Here is a 22,677-nt window from a genome sequence, read left to right as displayed (position 1 = left end):
AGCCGCTTGTTCCCTAGAACGTGCTCGCTTTATGCGTATCCGGACACCAGCGCGCGGCGCGATAGTACCGGATCAGCACGTCGACGGCCCTTGCCGTGCGAATGGACGTCAGCGCTTCGAACGCGTAGGCCCGCGCATAACGGTCCCGGCTTTGCAGGCCGGCCTCAAGACCGTCGATGACAAGGTCCGCGTCGCCGCGCTTGCCGATTCGGAGCAAAGACAAGGCCGCCGTATAGGCGATTTTGTTCGTAATGTATTCTTGATTGTACACGTAAGCGCCCGTGCTGCCGCTCTCCATGCCGGCGGACTCCTTCGCAACCGCCTCCTCGAGCGTACGAACCAATGCCGGAACCGTCTCGTCGGCCGGATCGCCGATCATGCCGAGCGCCTCCACGACATTGCGGCGAACCCATTCGCTCTCGTCATGAAGCGCCACGATTAGCGAAGGAACCGCGGAAGACGCCGCCGCGCCAAGCATGCCGAGCACGAAAGCAGCGAGCGCCCGGCTATTCTCCTCCCCATGCGCGAGCAGCCGAACAAGCCCGTCCAAGGCTTCCCTGCCCGAGGCTTGAAGTCCGTACGCCGCGCGCTGCGCCGATAGCTTCGAGCCTTCCTCCAGCTCCTTCAACAACGCCGCCGTGCCCGCTCCGCCGATATGCCCAAGCGCGTAGACGGCATTCAAGGCCGCGTTCTCGGACGGATCGCGGATCAGCTCCGCCAGCTTCGGCACCGCTGCCGCTGCCGCTTGACCGATTAAGCCAAGCTTATCGGCTGCCTGTCCGCGGGTCGATGCTTCCTCGCTCGACAACGCTTCGATGCAGGCAGGCACTTCGGCCTCGCTGCCGTTAACGGCCATCGCGCGGTTCCCGTCCCCCCGGAGCCAATGCCATACGTCATGCCATAGATTCGCATGCGCGTCAGGCGCGTCCGCAGGGAATGCCGGCGCCGCATTCGTATGGTTCCAGCTCGGCGCAGACGGCTCGGACAGACGGACGAATTGGAACTTGAGCATATAGCGGTCGATGTTCGACGTGTTCAGCGAAGCCTTATGCCACAGATCGAAGTGAACGAGCGCGATCGTGCCCGCCTTGCCCGTCGGAAGCAGCTCCTTCCGGTTCGGAAATTTCTCGTTGTATTGCGACCCCGGCATAATCGCCGTCGGTCCCATCTCTTCCGTAATATCCTGCGTGTAGTAGAACATCATGACCCACCATGGACGATGGCTCCGCATCGACGACCAGAAGCCGTCCTTATGCCACTCGCCGCCGCCCGGCTTCCCGTTGCCCGGCTGATTGTAATGCATATGGCGATGCGGATGCATATAATAGTCAGGTCCCAGGACGCTGGTGAGCGCCCCTTTCGTTACCGGCGTCTCAAAAAACTTCTGGATGTCCGGTACGCGAGGCAATATATTGTTGCCCGGATTCCCTTCGTTTTGCAAGACGAAGTCGATTTGATTCATGACGCTCCGATGCAATTCCTGCGGCAATTCGTTCTGAAGGACGAGATATCCTTGCGTAATGAACTGAATCATCTGCTCGTCGTTTAACAATTTCAACTCGCTCGACATTTTAAGGCAGCCCCTTTATACGAAAGTGATGTGCTATAGTTAATGTACCGGAGCCGGCCTGAATTGTATTTAGCTGGCAGTCAGACAGTTGCACGATAATCAGGTGAATTTCGAGCCAAGCGATGAAGGAGCAGCGCTGCCATGCATTTCGCCCAATTCCACCCTTATGTCTATTACGCGACCAAATATCCGTTCTATCGCGGACAAACCAGCTGCAACCGGTACGTCTATTCGAGCTCGATCTACTTCGTTACGGAAGGGAAAGGGCTGTTCCGTCTGCGGGGCAGGGAATACGTCGCCTCCCCGGGCATGATGGTCTACGTGGAGCCCGGGCAGCCGCATGATTGGATTGCGGATGACTACGATCCGATGACGCATGTCTGCTGTTATTTCGATTGGCGCTACGTCGATCGCACGGCGGCGTTCAAGGACGTAGCCGGACCGATCTGTTACGACCGCGATCTGCTGCAAGAGGAGCTGCTCGGCGACGGGTTTCCTTACGCGCTGCCCGAAATCACGGACGTGGGCGCAGCGCTGCCGAGCTGGACCGACCTGCTGCAGCGCAGCTTCATCTCGAACGAGCATGTCAATGAGCGGACGTTTCTGCGAAGTCTTGCCGCGCAAAGCCATTTCGCCGAATTCATCCAGCACTTCTTAACCTTCTCCCTGCAAGAATCGCATATCCCGGACCCTCGTATCGGCAAGCTGCTCGCGCGCATCGACGCCGATCTGCTGAGCGGCGCCGATATCGCGCTGGAGCGTTATTCCGCGTCGCTCGGCGTCAGCCGGGGCTACTTCTTCGATCTGTTCAAACGGTCGACCGGCCTGTCGCCGATCCAGTACATGAATCAGTTCCGCATCGGCAGGGCGAAGGAGGACTTGCGTTCCTCCAATCTCAGCATCATGCAGATCGCGGACAAATACCACTTCAGTTCCGTCCATTACTTCTCCCGGACCTTCCGCAAATATACCGGGAAGTCGCCGCAATCGTTCCGTCAATCGGAGCCTGACTAGCAGGCCGCTTCCACGGCCGCCGGAAGCTTGACGTCCAACTCGGCTGCCAGTTCATTCAGCGTCTCTTGCACGTCGGCGCCGTCCATTACCATCCGTGCCAGAGCGGGATTGACATGACGGTCCAGCAGCTGATACAGACGCGAATGGCCGGGCGATACCGGCAAGGGCGAGCTGTTCGCCAGCTCGGACAAGACGGCATTGCGCAGCGGATCTTCGGCATGCCCGACCTCGGCGTATACGGACTGCAGGGCAGGGATGAAGCCTTCGGAGACAAGGCGGGTCAGCTCGTTGCTTTCGCAAGTTATGTCGCGAAGCAGCGCCCACGATAATTCCGGATGGCGCGCAGCCGAAGAAATCCCGAATCCGCTGACCCACGGCTCATTCAACCTTGGTCCGCCTTCGAACCGGGGCAATCCGGCAACGCCCAGATCCTCTCTCAGCCGGGGCTGGATCTCATGAAGCATCACATAATAATCCAGCATCATCCCGACTTCGTTCCGCATGAAATCCGCATTGACGAAATAATCCTGCGTTGCTCTCGCCGCATGGCGGCTGCGTACCAGATCGACCGCCCACTGCACGGCCCGCACGGCTTCCGGACGATTGGCATACCCTGAAGCGCTGCGTCGATCGGGAGCCAGCCAATCCGTCCCGGCAGTCAGCAGCAGCAAGCCGATATATTCCCAATGAAATGATATTCTTGCCGCATGGCGCTGCTCGCCTTCTTCGATGTTCGCACGCTGGAGGCGAACGGCGATCTCTTGAAACGCCTCCCATGTCCAGCCTTCTTCGGGATAGGCAATGCCGGCCTTGTCAAACCAGCGCTTGTTATAGAAAATCCCCTTCATGGAAGCATGCGTAGGAAGCACGGCGATCCGTTCCCGCAGCTGTATCATGCGGAAGACGGAAGGGTGAAACAAACGAATCAACGCCGGGGACGTGTCCAGCCATGCGCGAAGATCAAGCACAAGACCAGCCTTGCAGCAGTCGGCAATGTCTCCGTTCGTGAGCTGCACGATGTCGGCGCCCGATTCTCCGTTGTAGAGCGCAGCGCGGATCTCGGCGGCAGGCATCACTTTAACGTCGACTTGTACGCCGGGCGTATTCGCTTCGAAGCGGCGGGCAATGGCGTCAACGGCTTCCTTTTGCCATTCTTCGTCAATCTGTACGACTAGCTCCACGGATAACAGCTCCTTGTATGGGATGGAAATGGCTGATGATAAGCAAGGAATGAAGGGTACGTTTCTCGACCGTTTGTTCGCTCACGTTGATCTCCTCTCGATTTCCGGATCAAACATCCTGCCATGCCGCATACTTATTCCCGTCGGGGTCGAAGAAATAAAATCCCAACCCGCAGCCGCCGCTGTCCTTAAGTTCGGATACCATGGCGCCATTGTCCTTCATTCGTCTATGAAGCTCGTGAATCGCCGTTACTTCGAAGCAGATCGCCTCCATCTCATGCGCCTCATTATCTTCATCCCAATCATGCGTTACGAAGTTGGGCGATTGCTTTTCTCGGGTCTCCAGGAAAAACAAGCCTTGTCCAGAAGCAAGTTTAACGTTCCCGCCGGGCGATAAGGTAACTAATCCATGTTTCATGAAAAATCGTTTGGCTGCTGCCGCGTTCGTTACAGGAATGTAGACGCATTCAATTCTTTTCAACATGGCCTGCGTATGCGAGTACTTGCTCTCCAGCTCATGTTTCAATTCCATTTTATTCAGCGCAGCCACCTCCTTCATCCTTCATCCTTGATTCTTCCAGGTTTGATGTTATTTCAATTATAGAACAAATGTTCCCATTCGGCAATTCATTACATTGGATATCATTCCCTCATCTAGCCAGCAGCAACTTCCCGCATCGCGCCGAGCACGAGATTGTACCCGTCCAAGTCCTGGATATAGGCGTTCTTGAACTCCCACTTCCCGTGCGCGCCGACGAACGGCTCGATCGCAATGATTCCGCCTCGGGCTCTGACCTCTTCGACGTACAAATCAAGGTCCTCCCACGAGATGTAAATAAAAGAGTCCCAGGCATGCTCGGGTCCTTCCCAATCCGTCGGATAATCCGGACGCTTCCGCGACACGCGATTCGGCTTCACGTCATCCGGTGACATGGCCTGCTGCAAAATAAACAAGAGTTCGTCCCTCTCCGCATGCCCCCAATCATCCACCGTACAGCCGAGCACGTCGCGGTAGTACGCCTGCGATTTCTTCAGATCGGCTACCAGTCTGACTTGCACGCTGCGGCCAAGCTTTGCTTTCGTCGTATTCCTGTTCATGGTCATCCCTCGATTCTCCAAATTTGCGGTTCACCTTAAATGATGCCGATGCGCCTGCCGATCCTGACATGCATGACAAAACTTTTTGAAGGATTCTCGGAAGTTCGGACGAACTATATGATTGGCAGCGACTACATTTCATAATAATAGGCGGATCCTACATGGAATTGACAGAACTGGAGCTGACGGAACGAGCCAGGCAAGGCGATGCGGAAGCGTTCAACGAGCTGCTGGCCAGACAGCGCGACAAGGCGTTCGCCTGGGCAAACCGGATCGTCAGCGATCCCCATCTGGCCGAGGATATCGTTCAGGAAGCGCTCATCAACGCGTTCTTGAAGCTGGGCACAATGTCCGATATGAACAAGTTTCTGCCCTGGCTGCGCAAGATCGTGCGCAATCAGGCCATGATGAAGCTGCGGCGCGGCGGTCCCTACGGCAAGGAACAGCCTTTCACGAGCTTGCAGCGGACAGACCGGGAAGACGAGATCGACTGGAGCCGGCTCGACAACGTGCTCCATCATTATGGGCAACGGCATTCCGCCCCGCATCTCCAATCCGCCGTGCCGGGCCTTGCGCTCGAGCTTCATCCGGCGGAAGCATTGTCAGGCCTTATTCGCGTGCTCGGACCGAAGGAGAAGCAAATCTTCGCGAAGTTCTTCTATGAACAGCTGACGCCGGACGAGATCGCGGCCGCGTTCGATACGAACGTCAACAATGTGCATAAGACGCTGTCCCGCATCCGCAAGAAGCTGCACGAACACAGAATGGAAGTGGATATACGCGCGCAAATCCGGGCCCATCTGGATCAGAACGGCTATAAGGCAAAGCTGCTGCCGAAGCCGCTCTTCGACGGCGGACCGCTCGTTCATCCCGACCTCTCGTTCCCGATGAGTCTCTATTGCGCGCTGAAGTACGCCGGCAAACCGTATTCGCTCGCGCATGTCATCGGCTTCAGCGGCTATGCGTTCCTCCTTAATCTTCATCTGCCGATGATCGGCCCCGGCGGGCTGGAATTGTTCGATTGGGACACGCATATCACGAACGGGCTGCTGAATTTGGGGTTCCATTCCGGCTATGCGGATTATCAGCATTTCAAGCATACGGCCGCAAGCAGGCATAAGACGGAGAAGTTCTTGTTCGCGCTGGACATGATTCGGCAATCCGTCGATCAAGGTATTCCGGCTCTGCTAGGCGGCGGCATCCAGCACGAGTTCGCGCTCGTATACGGCTACGACGATCAGGAACAGTTACTATTCGCGGCCGACTCCAGGCACGCGTCCGCGATTCCGTACAGCTTCCTGTACCACGGCGGGACGAAGCTCGATCCGACGTTCGAGTATAGGGCGTCCAGACAGCTGTACTGCCACGTCATCGCATCCGAGATCGAGGCGCATGACCCGATGCTTGCCGTGAAGCGGCTCGTTGAACGCATCGTTCGGCATGCCGACGGCCTTGACCCCACCTTCCTGCCTTGCGCCAACGGGATTGCCGCATACGACGCATGGATGGACGCGTTTCGAACGGGGGCGATCGATCCGCTGGGCAACGCTTCCTCTCTGTTCGCGTACGGCTGGTTCAGGAAGCAGGCGGCCGAATTCTGGCGAGAGCTGGCGGCGGCTTGGCAGTCCGACATGCAGTTCGCGGCATATGGGCGGTGGATTGAGACATTCAGGGAGGCCGAGCGGCATTACCGCCGGATCGCCGGCCTGTATCAAGAGCTCGGCGAGCTGTTCCCGTTCCCGAACGGCGGCGATCCGCACGCGCCTGACGCAGCCGCGGCGGCGCTTCGGCTGCTGGGGCTGTTGAAAGAAACCGAAACCGCCGCCGTGACTTGTCTGAGGAGCAGCGTCATTATGGAAGAGCGGCAGCCGATCGTGCATATTCCGATCAGCCCGTTCTACTCCTTCGGCGGGCATCGGGCCAAGCCGGACCAGCCCGCTCCCGGGCAGCCGACCTTGCATGCGGCGCTCGTCCTATGCCGTGATTTGAAAGCATCGCTGCGCTTCTACAGCCGCTTGCTCGGCATGCCGCTCCATCCGGAAATGGCGGACGGCCCGGTCGGCGTATTCCCGCTTCAGGACGGCCGATGCATCGTGCTGATGGACAGGCGGCTCAGCCTTGTCCATGTCGACTGGCGGCCCGTGCTGGCGATTGCCGTGCCGGACATACGGCTGGCCTTCGCCGATCTGAAGCGGCAGCAATGGGAAGTGGTGTACGCGCTCGATGAAGGCGGCGTTCAGATGGATTTCTTCATCGTCGCCGACCGGGACGGCCATCAGCTGTTCGTATGCAGCGCGGCGTTCGCGATCGTCAGCACGGCCGGGCGTGACCCTCGCCACCCCGTCAAGCCGCAATTGCGCCATATCTGCCTGCATGTCAAGGACGCCTGGGCGTCGCTGCAAGCTTATACGCAAGCTTTCGGAGCGCCGGCCGTAAGCGAAATGCTGCAATTCGAAAGCAAGTTTCATCGCCGGGAAGCCAACTCGCGCATGCAGCTCACGGCGGAAGGCTTGGATCGCGCGTACCGGACGCTCCGGGAGGCCGGCGCCGCCTTCGTTCGATATCCGGGCGAATTGGATGACGGCACGCTCGGCATGATCGTTAAAGACCCGGACGGTCATTTGATTACGATTCGCGAGGAACTCGGTCAAGGAACAACCTGCCCTCCATCCCGGAACGCATCGATGATTCGATGACGACAGGCAAAGCTATCCCCACGAAAGAAAGGAGAAGTCCGGCTTACCGGCTTCTCCTCAGATTGTTACGAAACATATGAGCTGCTTCGAGCAGACTCGTGACAACCCGCGCTCCGGAACACGAACAGATCCTGTTGCCCCGCCGGCGTGGACGGAACTGCCCAAACCATTGCGCCCCAGCCGTCTTCATGACGGCTGGGGCGCTGTACGTCCGTCGAAGCTAGGATCCGGACAGGAGATGCGTTATTCCCTTCATGATCGCGTTTTTTCGTGTGCTGACGGACAGGAGATTCGCTATACCGGCCGATGAACCTGTTTTCAATGCCATTCGGGGACAGTAACGGATCCTGTGTCCGTGCGCTGCCCCCAATAGCCCGATCTCCCCAAAATAGAGGATCCTCTGTCCGCCAGTCTTGGAGAAGGGATCTTTTCCTTTCAATAGATGCGGCATATGCGACGTCGAACCTACTCGACCGCTTGAGGAGAAGCCCGGCTGACGGGCTTCTCCTCAAGCGCGGTTTATGAATCTATCGTTCCGAATCGTTTTGCTGTTCCTGCATTTGGATTGCTGGCGCGCGGTTATCATCAGGGTCTTCTATAATAACGTTGATGTCGCGGATCTGCCAATTAGTAGACGGAAGCTGCCTTAAAGTTGCGGCCGTCTTTGACGTATTCGATACCGTTCTCCGCCTCCCTGTAAGCGTCCGGGACGAACGACTTGCCGGTTTTCAGACTGTATACCAGCGCTTCCCGCTTGTATTCGCCGTCTCCGTCGGGCGTTCCGACGACCGTAACCACATCGCCTTCTTCCTTCTCGATTCCGAGGCTGAACAGAAATCCGCCGCTGCTGTGGTAATCACGGATATGCTTCGCGGCTCCCGGATTCGTGCTGTCAAGCGCCCACAGCTGCTCGCGGTAAGGCTGATTCATGCCCGGCTGCCTGGAATAGGTCGAATAGACGACATAGTCCCCCGCTCCGTACAAGCCGCTCAGGAAGACATAATTGTCTCCGTCCTTTAACGGGAGCGTAAGCAGCTTCAAGGAGTTGTCCGGCGTCAGCTCCGTGAGCGCGGGTCCTCCTGCGGATCCGCTCTTGCCGTCCCGGCCTGCCGCGTGCAAGTAAAGCGTGAACGGTGCCGTCGGATGGGCATTCAGCTCCTGACCCGGATCAAGACCGGTCATCGCGGGTGCCGGCGCCCAGACAATTCCGTTGTCCAGCTCGGCCGCGTGCGTGTAGTATTCCAGGTTCTTGTCCGGGTACGCAATCCTATAGGCGCGGCCGCCGAAGCTGAATGAGCGCTCCAGCTTCCCTCCGGTTTCCGCTCCATCCGATTGCACCTGTATGAACGCCTTCGCCGACAGATCGAGCATAAACTTGCGGTCCTGCGGTCCTGTCGGCGTTTCCCCGCCGGGACCTTCGGAACTAGGCAGCACGAGCAGCCCGTCCTTGACGGAAGGCATGGCGCCGGGCCGGTAATAGGAGGTGCTGTCCGTTGTACCGTCGGACGTCCGGAAGTCGAGCAGGGCGGCTCCGCTGCCGTCATGGGCAACCGCCAAGGCGTATAGCGTCAGTCCGTGGCAGTCGGCATAGGCCGGCACGAGCAGAAACACATCCGCATCCGGAAAAGGCAGCTTCGTCATCTCGACGATGCCGTCGTCAGGCTGAATAAAGGTTAGATTCCTCAATACGGCGATATCCGTCTGTTCGGTGCCGTCTTCGTAAACGACGTTGTAGTTCCCGCGGTACTGAATATCCGTCTCGCCGCCCAAACAGCTCGGCGCGCCGAGCGTCGTCCGCGATTCCTCGCCCTGGGCGACGACCAGCAGCTTGCCGTCCCCGGAGATGCCCTCGGCCCTGACGGTGCCCGATGGGTGATCATTTTCACCGGCTGAGCCTCCATCGCCGTCCGCGACGCTAATCGCCGGGGCTTCGTCTCCGGAAGACTCGCCCCCTGGTATCGCCTGCAGCCGGATCAATAGCAGGACGACACACAGCGCAAGCAGCGCAGCGCCGGTAAATCCCGCCGCCATCCCGTACGTCCGTCGCTTCCGATGATGTCCGTTTCCGCCGGCGATCCGCGTCTCCACCTCCCGGCGCGGCCGGCCGTCGAAAGGCCGGCCGGCGAAGGGACCTTTATCTGCCCGTTTATACCAATCCGGTCTCTCTTGGCTCATCTTCGCACCTCCTTATGCGTTTGCACTGCATAACGCAGCTTCGTCACCATGGGCTATAACTGCTTATAACTGCCGCTGCACTTTGGCACGGGCCCGATGCAGCCTCGATTTCACCGTGCCGTGCGCGATGCCGAGCAGCGCGGCGATCTCCTCGCCCGTCAGCCCGTAGCGGATGTCCAGCACCAGCACTTCCCGATAACGCGCGGGAAGCGCCATGATGATGTCCCATATCTCGTCCGTGTAATGAGCGTCCAGATATTCGTTCTCGGCCGAGGCGGCCGTTCCGGTCTCCGCTGCGTGCGGAAGCAGCTTCACCTTCCTCAGAAACGCCGACCGCCTGTAGCTGAACGCCGTATTTCTCGTAATGGCCAGCAGCCAGGTTTTGAAGGACGACTGGCCGCGGTACGAGCCGATACGGTAGTAAGCTTTTATGAATACATCCTGGGCGATGTCGTCCGCGAGATCCCTTGCGCCGGTCAGAAAAAACGCATAGTTCCAGACATCCTGCCCGTACCGGTCCATCGTATCTCGCAGCGCCCCGGCATCCATCTCCATCACATGCTTCAAATAATCGGACTCCACCGCATTCACCCCAATGAATTGGACTCCTTAACCCGGCAAATGGTTCCGGCGATCCGCATGCCGGACAAACAAATTTCCGGCGAACGCAAGATGGCATGGATATTTGCATACGCGCACTACAAGAACCGGACCCCTAATAGGAACAAAGCCGCTTTCCGTTCCGGGTAACAGCATGCGGCTCAGCTCGCCCTGGAAAGTTCGACGCCGTATTTGCCGTATTTGCCGTATTTGTTGAAAGGATCCCTCTCCCCCTGATCCCGCGGACACAGGTTCCGTTATTTGGACGAAATCAACCTTTTGCGGTGAGTAATCGGACATAGGATTACATAGGATCCGCTGCTGTCCCGAATGGCATCGAATACAGGTTCATCGACCGGTATAGCGAATCTCCTGTCCGGTCCTAGCCTCGACGGACGCACAGCGACCCAGCCGTCATGAAGACGGCTGGGTCGCAATGGGTTGGGCAGTTCCGTCCACGCCGGCGAAGCGGCCGATGGACCTGTCCGTAGATCCAGGGCTCGCGTTATCACGAGCCTGCCCGAATCATCTAATTATCGGTTCTTCTGTAACTTGAGGCTGGCGCGCTTGCGCACCGTTACCTGTGGCGGGGTTTATCCGCATTCTATTGCTTGCCTAGCATCTGGTTCACTGCGCTGAACAACGCTTTGACCGACGATGTCATGATGTCCGCGTCGATGCCGCAGCCCCAGTATACCGTGCCGTTCGATGCCGTGATGCCGATATACGACGCGGCTTGCGACTTCGAACCGATCTCGAGCGCGTGCTCCTTGTACACCAGATCGGAGTACTCGATGTCCAGATGCGTCTGCAGCGCATTGTTGATCGCATCGAGCCGGCCGTTGCCCGAGCCCGTGATTTCCTTCGTCGCGCCGTCCGCGCGAATGGTCACGATCGTCCGGAAGTCCTGCTCTTCTTCTTCCGTGAAGCGGCTCTTCACCAGCTCGATCGGCGTCTTGATGTTCACGTACTGCTTCATGAAGATGTCGTGGATCTCTTCCGGCAGCAGCTCCTTCTGCTGCTGGTCGGACACGTTCTTCACGAAGTAGCCGAAGTGCTCGCGCATCTTCGCAGGCAGATCGAGACCGTATTTCAATTGCAGAATATAACCGATGCCGCCTTTGCCGGACTGGCTGTTGATGCGGATAATGTCGCCTTCGTACTCGCGGCCGATATCCTTCGGATCGATCGGCAGGTAAGGCACCGACCAGTTGCCGCCCGCGCGCTCTTCGCGCCACTGCATGCCCTTCGCGATCGCATCCTGGTGCGATCCCGAGAATGCGGTGAACACGAGCTCGCCGCCGTAAGGCTGGCGCTCGCCGACCTTCATTTTCGTCAGGCGCTCATAGACGGCGATGATGCCCGGAATGTTGTCGAAGTTCAGCTTCGGATCGACGCCGTGCGAGTACATGTTCAGCGCCAGCGTAACGACGTCCACGTTGCCCGTACGCTCGCCGTTGCCGAACAGCGTGCCTTCGACGCGCTGCGCGCCGGCCAGCATGCCCAGCTCCGCGTCGGCAACGCCCGTGCCTCTGTCGTTATGCGGGTGAACCGACAGAATAACGCCGTCGCGATAGCTCAGATTCTCGCTCATGAACTCAATCTGGCTCGCGTACACATGCGGCATCGACATCTGTACCGTTGCCGGCAGGTTAATAATGACCGGATTCGCGGCAGTCGGCTGCCATACGTCGAGCACGCGGTTGCAAATCTCGAGCGCGAATTCGATCTCCGTACCCGTGAAGCTCTCCGGCGAGTATTCGAACTGGAAGTTGCCTTCCGTCTCTTCCGCGCATTGCTTCAAGAGCTTGGCGCCCGTCAAGGCGATCTCGATAATCTCTTCCTTCGACTTGCGGAACACTTGCTCGCGCTGCGCGACGGACGTCGAGTTGTACAAGTGCACGACCGCCTTCTTCGCGCCTGCGAGCGATTGGAACGTTTTGCGGATAATATGCTCGCGCGATTGGGTTAGCACTTGAATCGTCACGTCGTCCGGGATCAGGTTCTGCTCGATGAGCGTGCGCAGGAACGCGAACTCCGTCTCCGACGCTGCCGGGAAGCCGACTTCGATTTCCTTGAAGCCGATTTCGACGAGCATTTGGAAGTATTCCAGCTTCTCCTCCAGGTTCATCGGCACGATCAGCGCCTGGTTGCCGTCGCGCAGATCGACGCTGCACCAAATCGGCGCTTCGGCGATGTATTCCTTCTGCGTCCATTTCAAGCTTGTCGCCGGCGGCATGAAATACCCTCTGGTGTACTTGTCAACATTCTTCATCGCGATCCATCCTCTCGTTCGTCTCTGCGGTTGTCACGTCGTATACGGAAGCTTGTTACTGATTTCAGGCAATAAAAAAAGCCCTTCGTCTCCATTAACAGAGACGAAAGACTGTGACATCTTACGCGGTACCACTCCGAATTCACGCCCTGCGGGCATGCACTCTGACAGATAGAAGTCTGCTGAATGAACAAGCACAAAGTCTCTTCTATCCTCCTGCTTGATAACGGTCAGGTTCCGGCTCCGCTTACTTCAGGTTCAGCGAGCAACTCCAAGGCGAGTTCAGATTCTCTTCGCGGCTGTTTCGCACCGGCCAACAGCTCTCTGAGCGCTTAGATCAATCGTACTGGTCCTTATCAACGTTCGTGCTTATATTGCTCAAAGTATATAACACCGGGTCTGCAAAATCAACCCACAAATTAACGCCCCGCGGATATCCGCGGGGCGCCTTGCGCCGTAAGCCGTTTTGCGAGCTCAGTTATCCTTCTTGTCGTCGAACGCCGCGGCCGGATAACCGGCGCCGAACGGCGCGTCCGGCCGCTCGTATTCGCCTGCCAGATAGCGGCGCACGGGCGTCGTGCGCGCCAAGTAGTCCTTGTCGTTCTCGAACCGGTCGGAGAACCGGACCCATGGCGGACTGTAAATGTAATGCATCGTGTAGCGGTCGTAGTCCCCGTCATGCACGTACGTGCGGTGCCAAACCGCGTTGTGAAACAGCAGCACGGAGCCGGCCGGCGCGCAGATGACCTGCCCGATCGGCAGATCGGCTTTCTCGCGGCGAATGTCCTGCGGGAGCGGCACCTGGGCGCGGTGGCTGCCCGGAATCATCTCCATATTGCCCATCCGCGGCAGCGATTGATCCGTGAGCAGGAACGAGGCGCGCAGCTGCAGCAGCGGAATCGGGTAGCCCAGCTGCTTGAAGTCGTAAGCGCCCGAGCCGTCCTGATGCCAGCCGCCGAAGCCGCCGAACGCCGGCTGCTTCGTGCACCAGGCCGATTGCAGAATGAAGCGGTCGCCGTACAACGCCCGGACTTTAGGCAGCACGGCCGGATGGTCGATCAGCCGATCGAGCACCGGCTCCGTCTCGAAACCGCGGCCGACCTGCGCCCAGCCCGTCGTCCCCTCCTTCTCGTGCAAGCGGGTGGCGGCTTCCAGGCATTCTTGCGCCTCCTCCGCCGTCAATACGTTCGGAATGACGAGATAGCCCCAGGATTCAAACATAAACCGATCGAGCTCGGTGAATTCCCCGGGCTCGGAAAGCGCATTCAAACCAGCGTACGTCTCAGCGCTCATGCAACATCCTCCCAGCTTAACGAAGTGAGTCTATGCCAATAATGCCAAACTACCAACATGCCAACGATGCGGCTCCTGCCAATCCGTCTGTCACCCCGACTATAACATAGCGGCAATCGGCCAACAATCCATAATCGCGCCAACGCGGCCGATGCCGCATCCGTGTCCATTTCGACTGGCGTACGGGCAGCGCGGACGGGAGAGCGGCAGCCCGAACGACGACGCGGGAAGCCCGGCATATGCGCCGTGCTTCCCGCGCTTCCCGCGTTCGGACCTGCTGGCCGCGATTAATCGATCCACTTGGCGAACCGTTCCGTAATCGCGATGCCGTTCTGCCAGTCTTCGCCTTCCTCGATGCTCCAGCATGCCTCGAGCACGCCGCGCGCGACGCCCCACATGCCGATCCGGCGCGTGTCCAGGCCCAGCCGCTCCGACATGATCGCGATCCGCCGCTCCAGCACCTGCTCGCGCGTGCCGCCGCGGTCCTCGAAGTTCAGCAGGTATTGGATCGTATCGAAATGGATATCCCCGATAATGCCCTTCGGGTCAATGACCGCCCATCCCTCATCCCCTTGCCGAAGGATGTTGAAGTGATGCAGATCGCCGTGCAGCAGTACGGCGCGCTCCGTCGTAGCGATCAGATACGCCAGGCATTCCTCCGCGTTCTCCACCCAATTATCCGGAAGCGGACCTTGCTCGCCGGCGCCGCCGAGCCGTTCGCGATAGCGCTCGATCGCCGCGAAATGTTCTTTGATCGAGGGGACGCCGATGCCGATATCCGATGTTTCGTGCAGGCGCCGGAACACCTCGCAGAAGATCTCGGCCGCCAGGGCATCATCCTCGATCTCCGACAGCGGCGTGCCCGGATCGGCTAATTGCAGCACGGCAACTCCCCAATCGTCGTCGGCGTCGATCACCTCGACCGCCCCGCGTCCGGCGTAAGCCCGGAGAACCTCGATCTCCCGTGTCAGCTCTTCCTTAAGGAACGAGCATTTGAGCACGACGGGACTTCCGTCAAGCCTGCTCGCCCGGAGGAGATAATTCCAGCTCAAATCCGCATACGGCGCTTCGGCGGTCAGGCCGAAGCGGCCGGCGCACCGTTCGATCAGCTCGGGCAAGCCCGCCGTCCACGACTCGCCTCGCTCGCCGTGAAGCCGGCTCATTCTTGCTATGAATGGGGCTGGGATCAACGTCATTGTCGCGCATCCACCTCGTTATCAGTCAGGATGTACCTACCATAGCAAACGCCGGTTTCCTCCACAATGCGATTCCCATGCAGAAAACGGCTATAACCGTTCATGACCGCCTATTTCGCGGAGAAAATGCCCTTCTCGTACGATTTGGTATACACCATCCCGGCAGCCGTCCATTTAGCCGTCTCGATGCTGTCGTGCACCAGATTGACGTTGCGGCCGGCGGAATCGATTTTGTAAATGCCCGGTTCGTAGCCATCGGACACGTAATAGACGCTGTCCGGTCCGGCATAGAAGGAGCGAACGGGCCGATCGCCGATCTTCGCTTCGCTCGCTTTCGCCAGATCGAAACGGTACAGGTCGCCCTGGGACAGCACATTCCCGGGATTCGCGCTCACGGTGTAGTAAACGCCGCCGCCTGCGAACTGGACGTTGGCCGCTTTCCGCGCGGTCAGCGTCGTATTGTCGCTGCCGTCCGTACGAACCGACTTCAAGTAACCCCCAGCGGAGTCGATATAATAGATCCGGCCGTTCACCAGCCAGAAATCGCTGGCCGGCGGCGTCAGCTTGACCTGCGTCCCCTTCGCCAGATCGAGCTTGTATACGGCGCTCACGTCATTGGGGTCGCTGTCCTTGTAGCCTAACGTATACAGGAATCCGTCCTGTACATAGAGCGCGTTGCTCATCCCGTAGCTGAGCATGTCGCTGCTGATCGACCGGGTTACGCCATACGTGAAGCCTTTCGCTCCGATGGCCGTCGAAGCGCCATTCTTCAGATCGGTCCGGTTCAAGTTGTCGACGGCGTCGCCGATCGGCGTGAACGAGGAATCGTACATGTATTGGCCCGCTTTGACGAAACCGTTGAAGCTGTGCTCGGTCGTCACGGCCGTTGCCGTACCCGGACCCGCCTTGTACAGCGTCTCGCTCCCGATCGTCAAATCGCCGCGATGCAAATTCAGGTAGATCTCGCCGTCCATGGCGCGGATGTCGGCTACCCAGCCATCCCCCGGCTGCCATTGGTCGATGACGCAAATTTTAGCCGACTTTCGGCTGCTCAGATCGTAAGCGTCCAGCTCGACCTTGCCGCTCACGACCGTGACGTAATAGAGCTTGCCGTCGATGACCTTCGCCGAATCCAATTTCGAGCTGCCCGGCAATTGGACTTGCGCCGCCTGCTGTCCGCCCGTTCGGCGGAACAGCATTTGCGTTTCGCCGGCGTTCGTGTACAGGCTCTTGTAGTAATAGACGTCGCTGCCATACTGGGTCACCGGATAAACCGCATCCTTGTAGTCGACCCTCGCGCGGGAATCCGCCAGCTCGGCCTTGATCTTGTCCTTGACGGCCAGCGTCTGCTTGCTCTGCAGATCGACGCTTGTATCGCCGATCAGAATAAGGCCGTCGAGCCAGTCGATGGTCATATCGAGCGCTTCGGCCGCGCCTCTCAGCGGCAGCACGATCCGGCCGTTAACCTTCTGCGGCGCGGTATCCAGCGTCTGCGGCTCGTTATTGACCAGCATCGTCTTGCTGCCGACGGTCAGCTTGACGCTCTTATGGAGATTGGTATTCTGGAGCAGGACATCGTTCGGCGCCTCCGGCTTCCAGACCGCGTCCCATGTGCCATGATAATGTCCGGCCCTGGTCGCGAGCGTGCCCATCATCCGAATGGGCACGAGCAAACGGCCGTCGCGCGTCACGATATCCTTGCTGTCGGCAAGATCGTTCTTCACGCCGTTGTCGAACATCTTGTTCTGCCCGTACGCCACGATCACCATCTTGTCAAAGACGTCGCCCAGCGGCTTCTTCCCCGCATCTGCCGCGGCGGCATGCATGCTTGCCGCTCCGCCGATGAATAACGCGCAAGCGAGCGCGACGCCAATCGATTTCTTCATGGAACGTTCTCCTTCGTATCCCCGATTAGGTAGCATCCAACTACTTACACAGCCTAGACGAAGCCGGATTCGGAATTGTTTCAGCCAGGGAAGGCGCGTTTCGACAAAAGCCGTATCGCGCCGGCCATCGTCTGCACGAACGGCTAGACTATCCGGCCAATAGGAAGAACAAAACCCGCCAATCGGATAACTGGCGGGTTGATTCATAGACACGAAGGCTTAAGCCTGCTCGGCCATGAGCTCCGCATTCAGCCGTTCGGCCAGCTCGAGCAGCTCCAGCGGCTCGCGGATGGTGTAGACAGGCCGTTCGGATTCGTCCGCGGGCGCATGGGGATAGCGCGTCGTCCAGCTCTGAAAAACGCTCGCGATGCCGAGCGCGTTAGCGCCTTTGACATCGCGGCTCAGATTGTTGCCGACCATGATGATGCGGGAGCGGTCGGCTTCGGTTAGATCGAGCGCGCCCATCGCCGCCTTGAACATGCGCGGGCTCGGCTTGCTCGCTTTGATCGTCTCCGAATAAATCATCGTCGCGAAGCAGTCGTAGATGCCGTTCTGCTTGAAGACGTTCTTGAACGACTGTGCATCGCCGTCAGCGACCAAAGCAAGCGTGTATCCCCGCTCCGCCAAGGTTCTGACCGTCTCGACCGCCCCCGGAATGACGTCCGCGCTGATCACGATGCCTTCGTCATCCCGGATTTCCGTCGATTCGTCTATCAGCGTGTCGCCGCTGTCCAGAAAAATAATAAGTCCCTTGCCGGCTATGTCGATTCACCCTCTCCATGATTGTCGGCCTTCTCGCCTCGTCATTACGAATGATATGGCTATAGCACTAGTATACGATCGCCGCCGTTAGCGCGATAGATAGCCAAGCACCATTTTACGGCTCGATCAGCCCGTATTTGGTTTTGACCCGTTCCAGCTTCTCCAGCATCGGCCGCGCGAGCACGAACAGGAAGAAGACCGTCGCGGCGGCATGCACCATATCGAACCAGAAGCCCGATGCGTAGGCGGCCAGAAGCGTCTCCGCGTTGAGCGCGGACGCCGCCATCGATACGGTGCTGAAATTCATGATACCGCCGTAAATCACGAGCGCGGACAAGCCCCCGAAGAGACAGAGCGGCAGCCTGGAACGCTTCAGCCGCCCTTCCTTGAAGAGCAAGCCGGCAAGGAAGCCGACGATGCCGAAGCAGAACATCTGCCACGGCGTCCACGGCCCCTGGCCGAAGAAGAAATTGGAGACGAAGCCCGCCGTCGCGCCCGCCAGGAACCCCGCCTCCGCGCCGAGGCTGACGCCCGCGACGATGACGATCGCCAGCACCGGCTTGAACTGCGGCAGCATGAAGAAGGCGGATCGGCCCGCGACGGCGATGGCGGCCAGCACGGCGATCACGATCAGTTCTCTGGCCTGCGGCTTGCGGCGCTCGAACACCATGGCGAACGGAATCAGGGTGTACAGGATAATCAGCAGGCTGATGAAATAATATTTCCGGTCGTTCAAGACGACGATGCCCAAGAGCATCGTTGCCGGAATGACGAGCAGGATCAGCAAGGACGCGAAGAGCGTCCGCTTGTTCCACCGGCGACGGCTGTTCAGCGGCTGCTGCGGCATCGCTCGATCACGCTCTCCGTCGTCACGGCGTCGTTCCAGATGCGGCGTGCCATCCGATTGGCCGCCGTCGTATAGAAATGATTCCCGGCGAAGAACGCCTTCGCCTCGTTCGAAGCGATCAAGCCGCCGTCGAAGAACATCGCGCACACCTCCCCGTACTTTGCACAAAATTCGATGTCATGCGAAACCATAATGACGGTAACGCCGCCGGCATTCAGCTTCTGCAGGAAACGGCCGAGCTTCTCCTTGAAGAAGGCGTCCAGGCCTTTGGTCGGTTCGTCCAGCACGAGAATCGACGGATTCAGCAGCAGCACCTTCGCAAGCGCCGCCCGCTGCTGCTCGCCCCCGCTCAGATCGTACGGATGCATCGCGAGCAGCGGTTCCAGCTCGGCGAGCACGGCCGCTTCGCGAACCTTCGCTTGCTGCCGCTCGCGGGACAGCCCCGAGCCGCCCAGCATCTCGTAGAGCTCCAGCTCGACGGTCTTCTGGACGAACAGCGACTGCGGGTTCTGGGGCAGCATGCCGAGCCGGTCGCGGAACAGTTCGCTCGCCTTCATCGACGCGGGATCCCGCCCGTCGACCAGCACCTTCCCGCGATAAGGCTTGCGCATGCCGCCAAGCAGCGAGAGGGCGGTCGATTTGCCCGTGCCGTTACCGCCGACGATGCAGTAGAATTGCCCTTTCAATACCTCGAAGGACAGTCCTTTGACAATGTCCGGCCCGTTCTTCTCGTATTTGAACCAGACGTCCTTGAAGCGGACGACGGCCGGAAGATCTTGGGCAGGCGGGCCGGGCGGCTTCGCGGCGGATACGCTCAAGGCGCTGGTTGCGCCGGCGGTGCCGGATGCGCTCCGGGCGCCTGCAGTGCCGCGGGGAGCCGATGTGCTTGGAGAACCGGACGCGCCCACAGCGCCTATTGCGCCAAGGGAATCCGAAGCGCCCGAGGCACCGGATGCGCCTGGCGTACTGACTGCCCCGGGGGCATCGGATGCGCCTGGGATGACATCCGCATCATCCGGCGTACCGAAGATGCGGTCCAGCCACTGTCTGCCTTCCTTGATGGTCAAGGGACTTCGCCCGTGCACGCTCGTATCCTTTGCCGGCATGGATGCGGCAGCGGCGGCATAGATGCGCATCGGCGCGGGCATGGCCGCGAACATCGGATGCCCGAGCGCGCGCAGCGCCTCGCCGGCGGCGCGCGGCGTATCGTCCGCCAAGACCGCCCCCTCGTCAAGCACGATGAACCGGTCGGAGAGCAGCAGCGCCTCCTCCAGCCGATGCTCGCTCATGATGACGGTCGTGCCAAGCTCCCGGTTGATTTTGTGCACGGTATCGAGAAACTCCGACGCCGCGATCGGATCCAGCTGGGAGGTCGGTTCGTCGAGCACGAGCACGGACGGATGCATCGCCATGATGGAGGCCAGATTCAGCAGCTGCTTCTGGCCGCCGGACAGCTCCGCAACCTCGCGATGGAACCAGCCTTGAATGCCGAAGAAGCTGGCCATCTCGGCTGCCCGCAGCCGCATCGTCTGCTGGTCGAGGCCGAGGCTCTCCAGGCCGAAGGCCAGCTCGTGCCACACTTTATCCGTCACGAGCTGATTGTCCGGATTTTGCAGCACGAAGCCGATTTCCGACGCTTGCGTCCGCTGGTCCGCCTCCGCCAGCGGCTTGCCTTTGTACAGCAGCTCTCCCGTGCGGACGCCGTGCGGCGTAAGCACGGTCTTCAGATGGCGAAGCAGCGTGCTCTTGCCGCAGCCCGACCGGCCGGCGACCGTAATGAATTGACCGTCCGCGATCGACAGGTCGATATGGGCGAGCGCCCGCTTCGCCTGTCCCGGGAACGAGAAGCTCATGTCTTTGATGCGATAGATTTCCATTTGATATCCTCCACTAGCTGAATCATCGCCGGCAGCAGGCATAAGCAGGCATAGGCCGCATACACCGCCGCGCTCCGCAATGAGCGCTCCTTGACATGAATGGACGGGAAGAAACGTATCGTGTTCTCTCCCCACCCGGCGCCAAGCAGAACGACGGCCAGAAGCGCGGCCAACGCTGCCAGAGCGGCCATGTCCCGCCGATCGAACCGGAAAATCGCGAAACTCGTCCTGCCCGGCAGACCGTACCCCCTCGCTTTCATCGCGTCGGCAGTCTCGATCGCGTTCTCCATCGCCCAGGTCGCCATGATCGACAGAATCCGGAGACCGTGCCGGGCGCGCTGGATGACGTTTCCTTGCGTCGCGTCCCTCCCGATGCTGCGCTGCGCCAACGATACGGCGCGAAGCTGGCTGCGGAAGCGCGGCACGAAGCGGAGCACCATCGAGAACAGCAGGGACCAGGCCGGCAGCGCCCTGCCCAGGAGATGGATAAGCTTATCCGACGTCATCACCTTATTGAAGCACGAGAACCAGATCGTGACGGTTACCAGCATGCAGGACGCCGACGCGCCGTACAGAATCGATTCCAGCGTCACCGGATTGCCGTCCCGCAAGTAGAAGAGGATCGTCACGCCGGCATGATTGAACAGCGGGTTGGCGACGGCAAGGATCAGGAGTATCGGCAGCATGTAGAGCAGATGGAAGCGGGCGGCCTTACGTCCGTGCAGCATCGCCGAGTAGACGATCGCGCCGAGCAGCGCGGCGCCTTGAAATACCGGATGCATGAACACCATGCCGCAAGCGAGCACGGCCGTGAAATACACCGCGTTAATCAGCGGATGATAAGTCGAAAACGCATCCCGCCTCATACTACCCGCTCCCCGCCTGGCCGCCGCCGATATCCCGGCCCAGATCGCAGGTGTACAGCCACTCGATCGCATCGCCGTCCTTGAGCTTGTAGCGGCTGGCGCCGTAATTGGGGAACCAGTCGTTCACGCGGTACATCCAGCCGCTCAGCTCCCCGCAGTCGAATTCGTAAATATTGTGAATGCCCTCGATATAATTGCTGTTGTAGAGCGGCGTCATCTCGAATTCCATATGGATCTTGCGCTTCTTCATCTCGCGAAGCAGCACGTCGAAGACGCTCTCGCCCTCGTAGAAGGTCACCGTCTGCCGCGCGAAAATAATGCCGTCCTTCGGCAGTACCTCCAGCTTATCCGGATCGAAGTCGTCCAAGCGGTCGAGAATGGTCTGACAGGATACGAACAACGTCGCCGTCAGCGCCTTCTTCTTATTAATGTCCGCCTGCTGCGGCTCTGACGGAGCAGGCTTGCCGGCCGGGACCGGCTCGGTCTGATACTTGTCCTTGGCCGCAGGCTTCCCGGACGAATTCGAGCCGCTGCCGCTCCCGGACGCTCCCTTGTCCGCGCCGGCTGGCTTGTTCGCGGACGTCTGACTATCCGCGGCAGATTGGCCGCTCGCGGCCACTTGCTTGCCGGATGTCTTGCCCGGCTGCGCGTTAGCTGCCGGCGGCTGCGGCGCGGCATTGTCCGCGGCCGTGCCGCTATGTCCGGCGGACAGGCCGGAGCCTGCTGAAGGCTTCGCGGCTTGCTGCCCGCCGGAGCCGGCAGCAGCCACATTCGGCGCATGGCCGTCCCGGCCGGACGCCGGCTTCGCGTCCGCCGGCGCCGAATTCCGGTCAGGCGCCGCGCCACCGCCGGACGGCTTGCCGCTGCCGGACGCCGCATCGCTGCCGGGCGACGACGCGTTACCGCCGGACGCCGCGCCATCGCCGGACTGCGCACCGCCGCTGGATGCCGCGTTACCGCCGGATGGCGCATCTCCGCTAGACGCAGCGTTACCGCCAGATTGCGCATCTCCGCCGGCCACCTCGCGACCGCCAGACGGCGCGCCATTATTGCCGGACGCCGCGTCACCGCCGGTCAGGACGCTCTTGCCGGCGCCGTCGGCCGCCGTGCCGTTCGGCGGAGCGTCCCGGCCCTTCTCCGCCACGGCTGCTCCGCCGACCGCGGATTGCCGGCCGCTCCCGCTTCCGGCCCCGCTCCCGCCGAAGAAATAGGCGATTGCCAGGATGCCCGCAACAACCGCAACCGCAATCCATTGCTTAACGGTCAGCTTCATAGGCGGCTATCACCTCCAACGACCAAGGCAAGGGCGGTTCGATCCCGCCCTTGCCTTGGTTTGATTTT

General features: G+C 59.9%; 17 protein-coding genes and 1 other annotated feature. Of the genes, 2 read left to right on the top strand and 15 right to left on the bottom strand.

Annotation, left to right across the window (positions count from 1 at the left end; all coding sequences use genetic code 11):
- Positions 1-13: 13 nt before the first annotated feature.
- The gene (locus tag GXP70_RS07610; protein ID WP_162355892.1) at positions 14-1,570 is read right to left on the bottom strand and encodes a HEAT repeat domain-containing protein; all 1,557 of its coding nucleotides are present in this window, start codon (positions 1,568-1,570) and stop codon (positions 14-16) included.
- A 141-nt stretch (positions 1,571-1,711) separates the two neighbouring features.
- Here GXP70_RS07610 and GXP70_RS07605 point away from each other — a divergent pair, with 141 nt between their 5' ends.
- Positions 1,712-2,584: an AraC family transcriptional regulator gene (locus GXP70_RS07605; protein WP_162355891.1), complete on the top strand. Its 873-nt coding sequence runs from the start codon at positions 1,712-1,714 to the stop codon at positions 2,582-2,584.
- Here GXP70_RS07605 and GXP70_RS07600 read toward each other — a convergent pair.
- The 3 genes from GXP70_RS07600 to GXP70_RS07590 form a co-directional block, all read right to left on the bottom strand.
- Positions 2,581-3,765 (bottom strand): extracellular solute-binding protein, encoded by a 1,185-nt coding sequence (locus tag GXP70_RS07600; RefSeq protein WP_162355890.1) that lies wholly within the window; start codon positions 3,763-3,765, stop codon positions 2,581-2,583. The genes GXP70_RS07605 and GXP70_RS07600 overlap by 4 nt on opposite strands.
- A 109-nt stretch (positions 3,766-3,874) precedes the next feature.
- Positions 3,875-4,315, bottom strand: coding sequence for a VOC family protein (locus GXP70_RS07595; protein WP_162355889.1), 441 nt, complete (start codon positions 4,313-4,315; stop codon positions 3,875-3,877).
- Positions 4,316-4,419: 104 nt separating this feature from the next.
- A complete protein-coding gene (locus GXP70_RS07590; RefSeq protein ID WP_162355888.1) occupies positions 4,420-4,869 on the bottom strand; it encodes a VOC family protein in 450 nt (149 codons plus the stop codon).
- Between the two features lie 155 nt (positions 4,870-5,024).
- On the opposite strand from GXP70_RS07590, the gene GXP70_RS07585 reads away from it, so the two are divergent.
- Positions 5,025-7,559 carry a sigma-70 family RNA polymerase sigma factor gene (locus GXP70_RS07585; RefSeq protein ID WP_162355887.1) on the top strand — a complete coding sequence of 845 codons (2,535 nt, stop codon included), beginning with the start codon at positions 5,025-5,027 and terminating at the stop codon, positions 7,557-7,559.
- Between the two features lie 627 nt (positions 7,560-8,186).
- Here GXP70_RS07585 and GXP70_RS07580 read toward each other — a convergent pair.
- The 11 genes from GXP70_RS07580 to GXP70_RS29760 all read right to left on the bottom strand — a co-directional run bounded on the left by GXP70_RS07580 (position 8,187) and on the right by GXP70_RS29760 (position 22,609).
- Positions 8,187-9,734, bottom strand: a complete 1,548-nt coding sequence (locus GXP70_RS07580) for a hypothetical protein (protein ID WP_162355886.1) — start codon at positions 9,732-9,734, stop codon at positions 8,187-8,189.
- A 63-nt stretch (positions 9,735-9,797) separates the two neighbouring features.
- Positions 9,798-10,316: an RNA polymerase sigma factor gene (locus GXP70_RS07575; protein ID WP_162360354.1), complete on the bottom strand. Its 519-nt coding sequence runs from the start codon at positions 10,314-10,316 to the stop codon at positions 9,798-9,800.
- Positions 10,317-10,938: 622 nt separating this feature from the next.
- Complete coding sequence (gene leuA, locus GXP70_RS07570) at positions 10,939-12,609, bottom strand: 2-isopropylmalate synthase (RefSeq protein WP_162355885.1); 1,671 nt, start codon at positions 12,607-12,609, stop codon at positions 10,939-10,941.
- A gap of 96 nt (positions 12,610-12,705) precedes the next feature.
- Positions 12,706-12,978: a binding site (T-box leader), on the bottom strand.
- A gap of 105 nt (positions 12,979-13,083) precedes the next feature.
- On the bottom strand, positions 13,084-13,902 hold the full coding sequence (locus tag GXP70_RS07565; RefSeq protein ID WP_162355884.1) for a phytanoyl-CoA dioxygenase family protein: 819 nt from the start codon (positions 13,900-13,902) through the stop codon (positions 13,084-13,086).
- A 287-nt stretch (positions 13,903-14,189) separates the two neighbouring features.
- On the bottom strand, positions 14,190-15,098 hold the full coding sequence (locus GXP70_RS07560; protein WP_162355883.1) for an aminoglycoside phosphotransferase family protein: 909 nt from the start codon (positions 15,096-15,098) through the stop codon (positions 14,190-14,192).
- 110 nt (positions 15,099-15,208) lie between these two features.
- Positions 15,209-16,984 carry a DUF5050 domain-containing protein gene (locus GXP70_RS07555; RefSeq protein WP_162355882.1) on the bottom strand — a complete coding sequence of 592 codons (1,776 nt, stop codon included), beginning with the start codon at positions 16,982-16,984 and terminating at the stop codon, positions 15,209-15,211.
- 219 nt (positions 16,985-17,203) lie between these two features.
- Positions 17,204-17,659, bottom strand: a complete 456-nt coding sequence (locus GXP70_RS07550) for an HAD family hydrolase (protein WP_225442713.1) — start codon at positions 17,657-17,659, stop codon at positions 17,204-17,206.
- 202 nt (positions 17,660-17,861) lie between these two features.
- Entirely contained in the window at positions 17,862-18,593 is a 732-nt protein-coding gene (locus GXP70_RS07545; protein ID WP_162355881.1) for an ECF transporter S component, read from the bottom strand.
- Positions 18,575-20,470, bottom strand: a complete 1,896-nt coding sequence (locus GXP70_RS29765) for an energy-coupling factor transporter ATPase (protein ID WP_225442712.1) — start codon at positions 20,468-20,470, stop codon at positions 18,575-18,577. Before GXP70_RS29765 ends, GXP70_RS07545 begins: the two co-directional genes overlap by 19 nt.
- Positions 20,443-21,336, bottom strand: coding sequence for an energy-coupling factor transporter transmembrane component T (locus GXP70_RS07535; protein WP_162355880.1), 894 nt, complete (start codon positions 21,334-21,336; stop codon positions 20,443-20,445). The genes GXP70_RS29765 and GXP70_RS07535 overlap by 28 nt, the downstream gene beginning before the upstream one ends.
- 1 nt (position 21,337) lies before the next feature.
- Complete coding sequence (locus GXP70_RS29760; protein WP_225442711.1) at positions 21,338-22,609, bottom strand: DUF4430 domain-containing protein; 1,272 nt, start codon at positions 22,607-22,609, stop codon at positions 21,338-21,340.
- Positions 22,610-22,677 lie beyond the last annotated feature (68 nt).

Origin of the sequence: Paenibacillus lycopersici (assembly GCF_010119935.1) — a bacterium.
Lineage (GTDB): Bacteria > Bacillota > Bacilli > Paenibacillales > Paenibacillaceae > Paenibacillus_Z > Paenibacillus_Z lycopersici.
The sequence above is the reverse complement of the archived record's forward strand: the minus strand, read 5'-3'. Positions and strand labels throughout refer to the sequence as shown.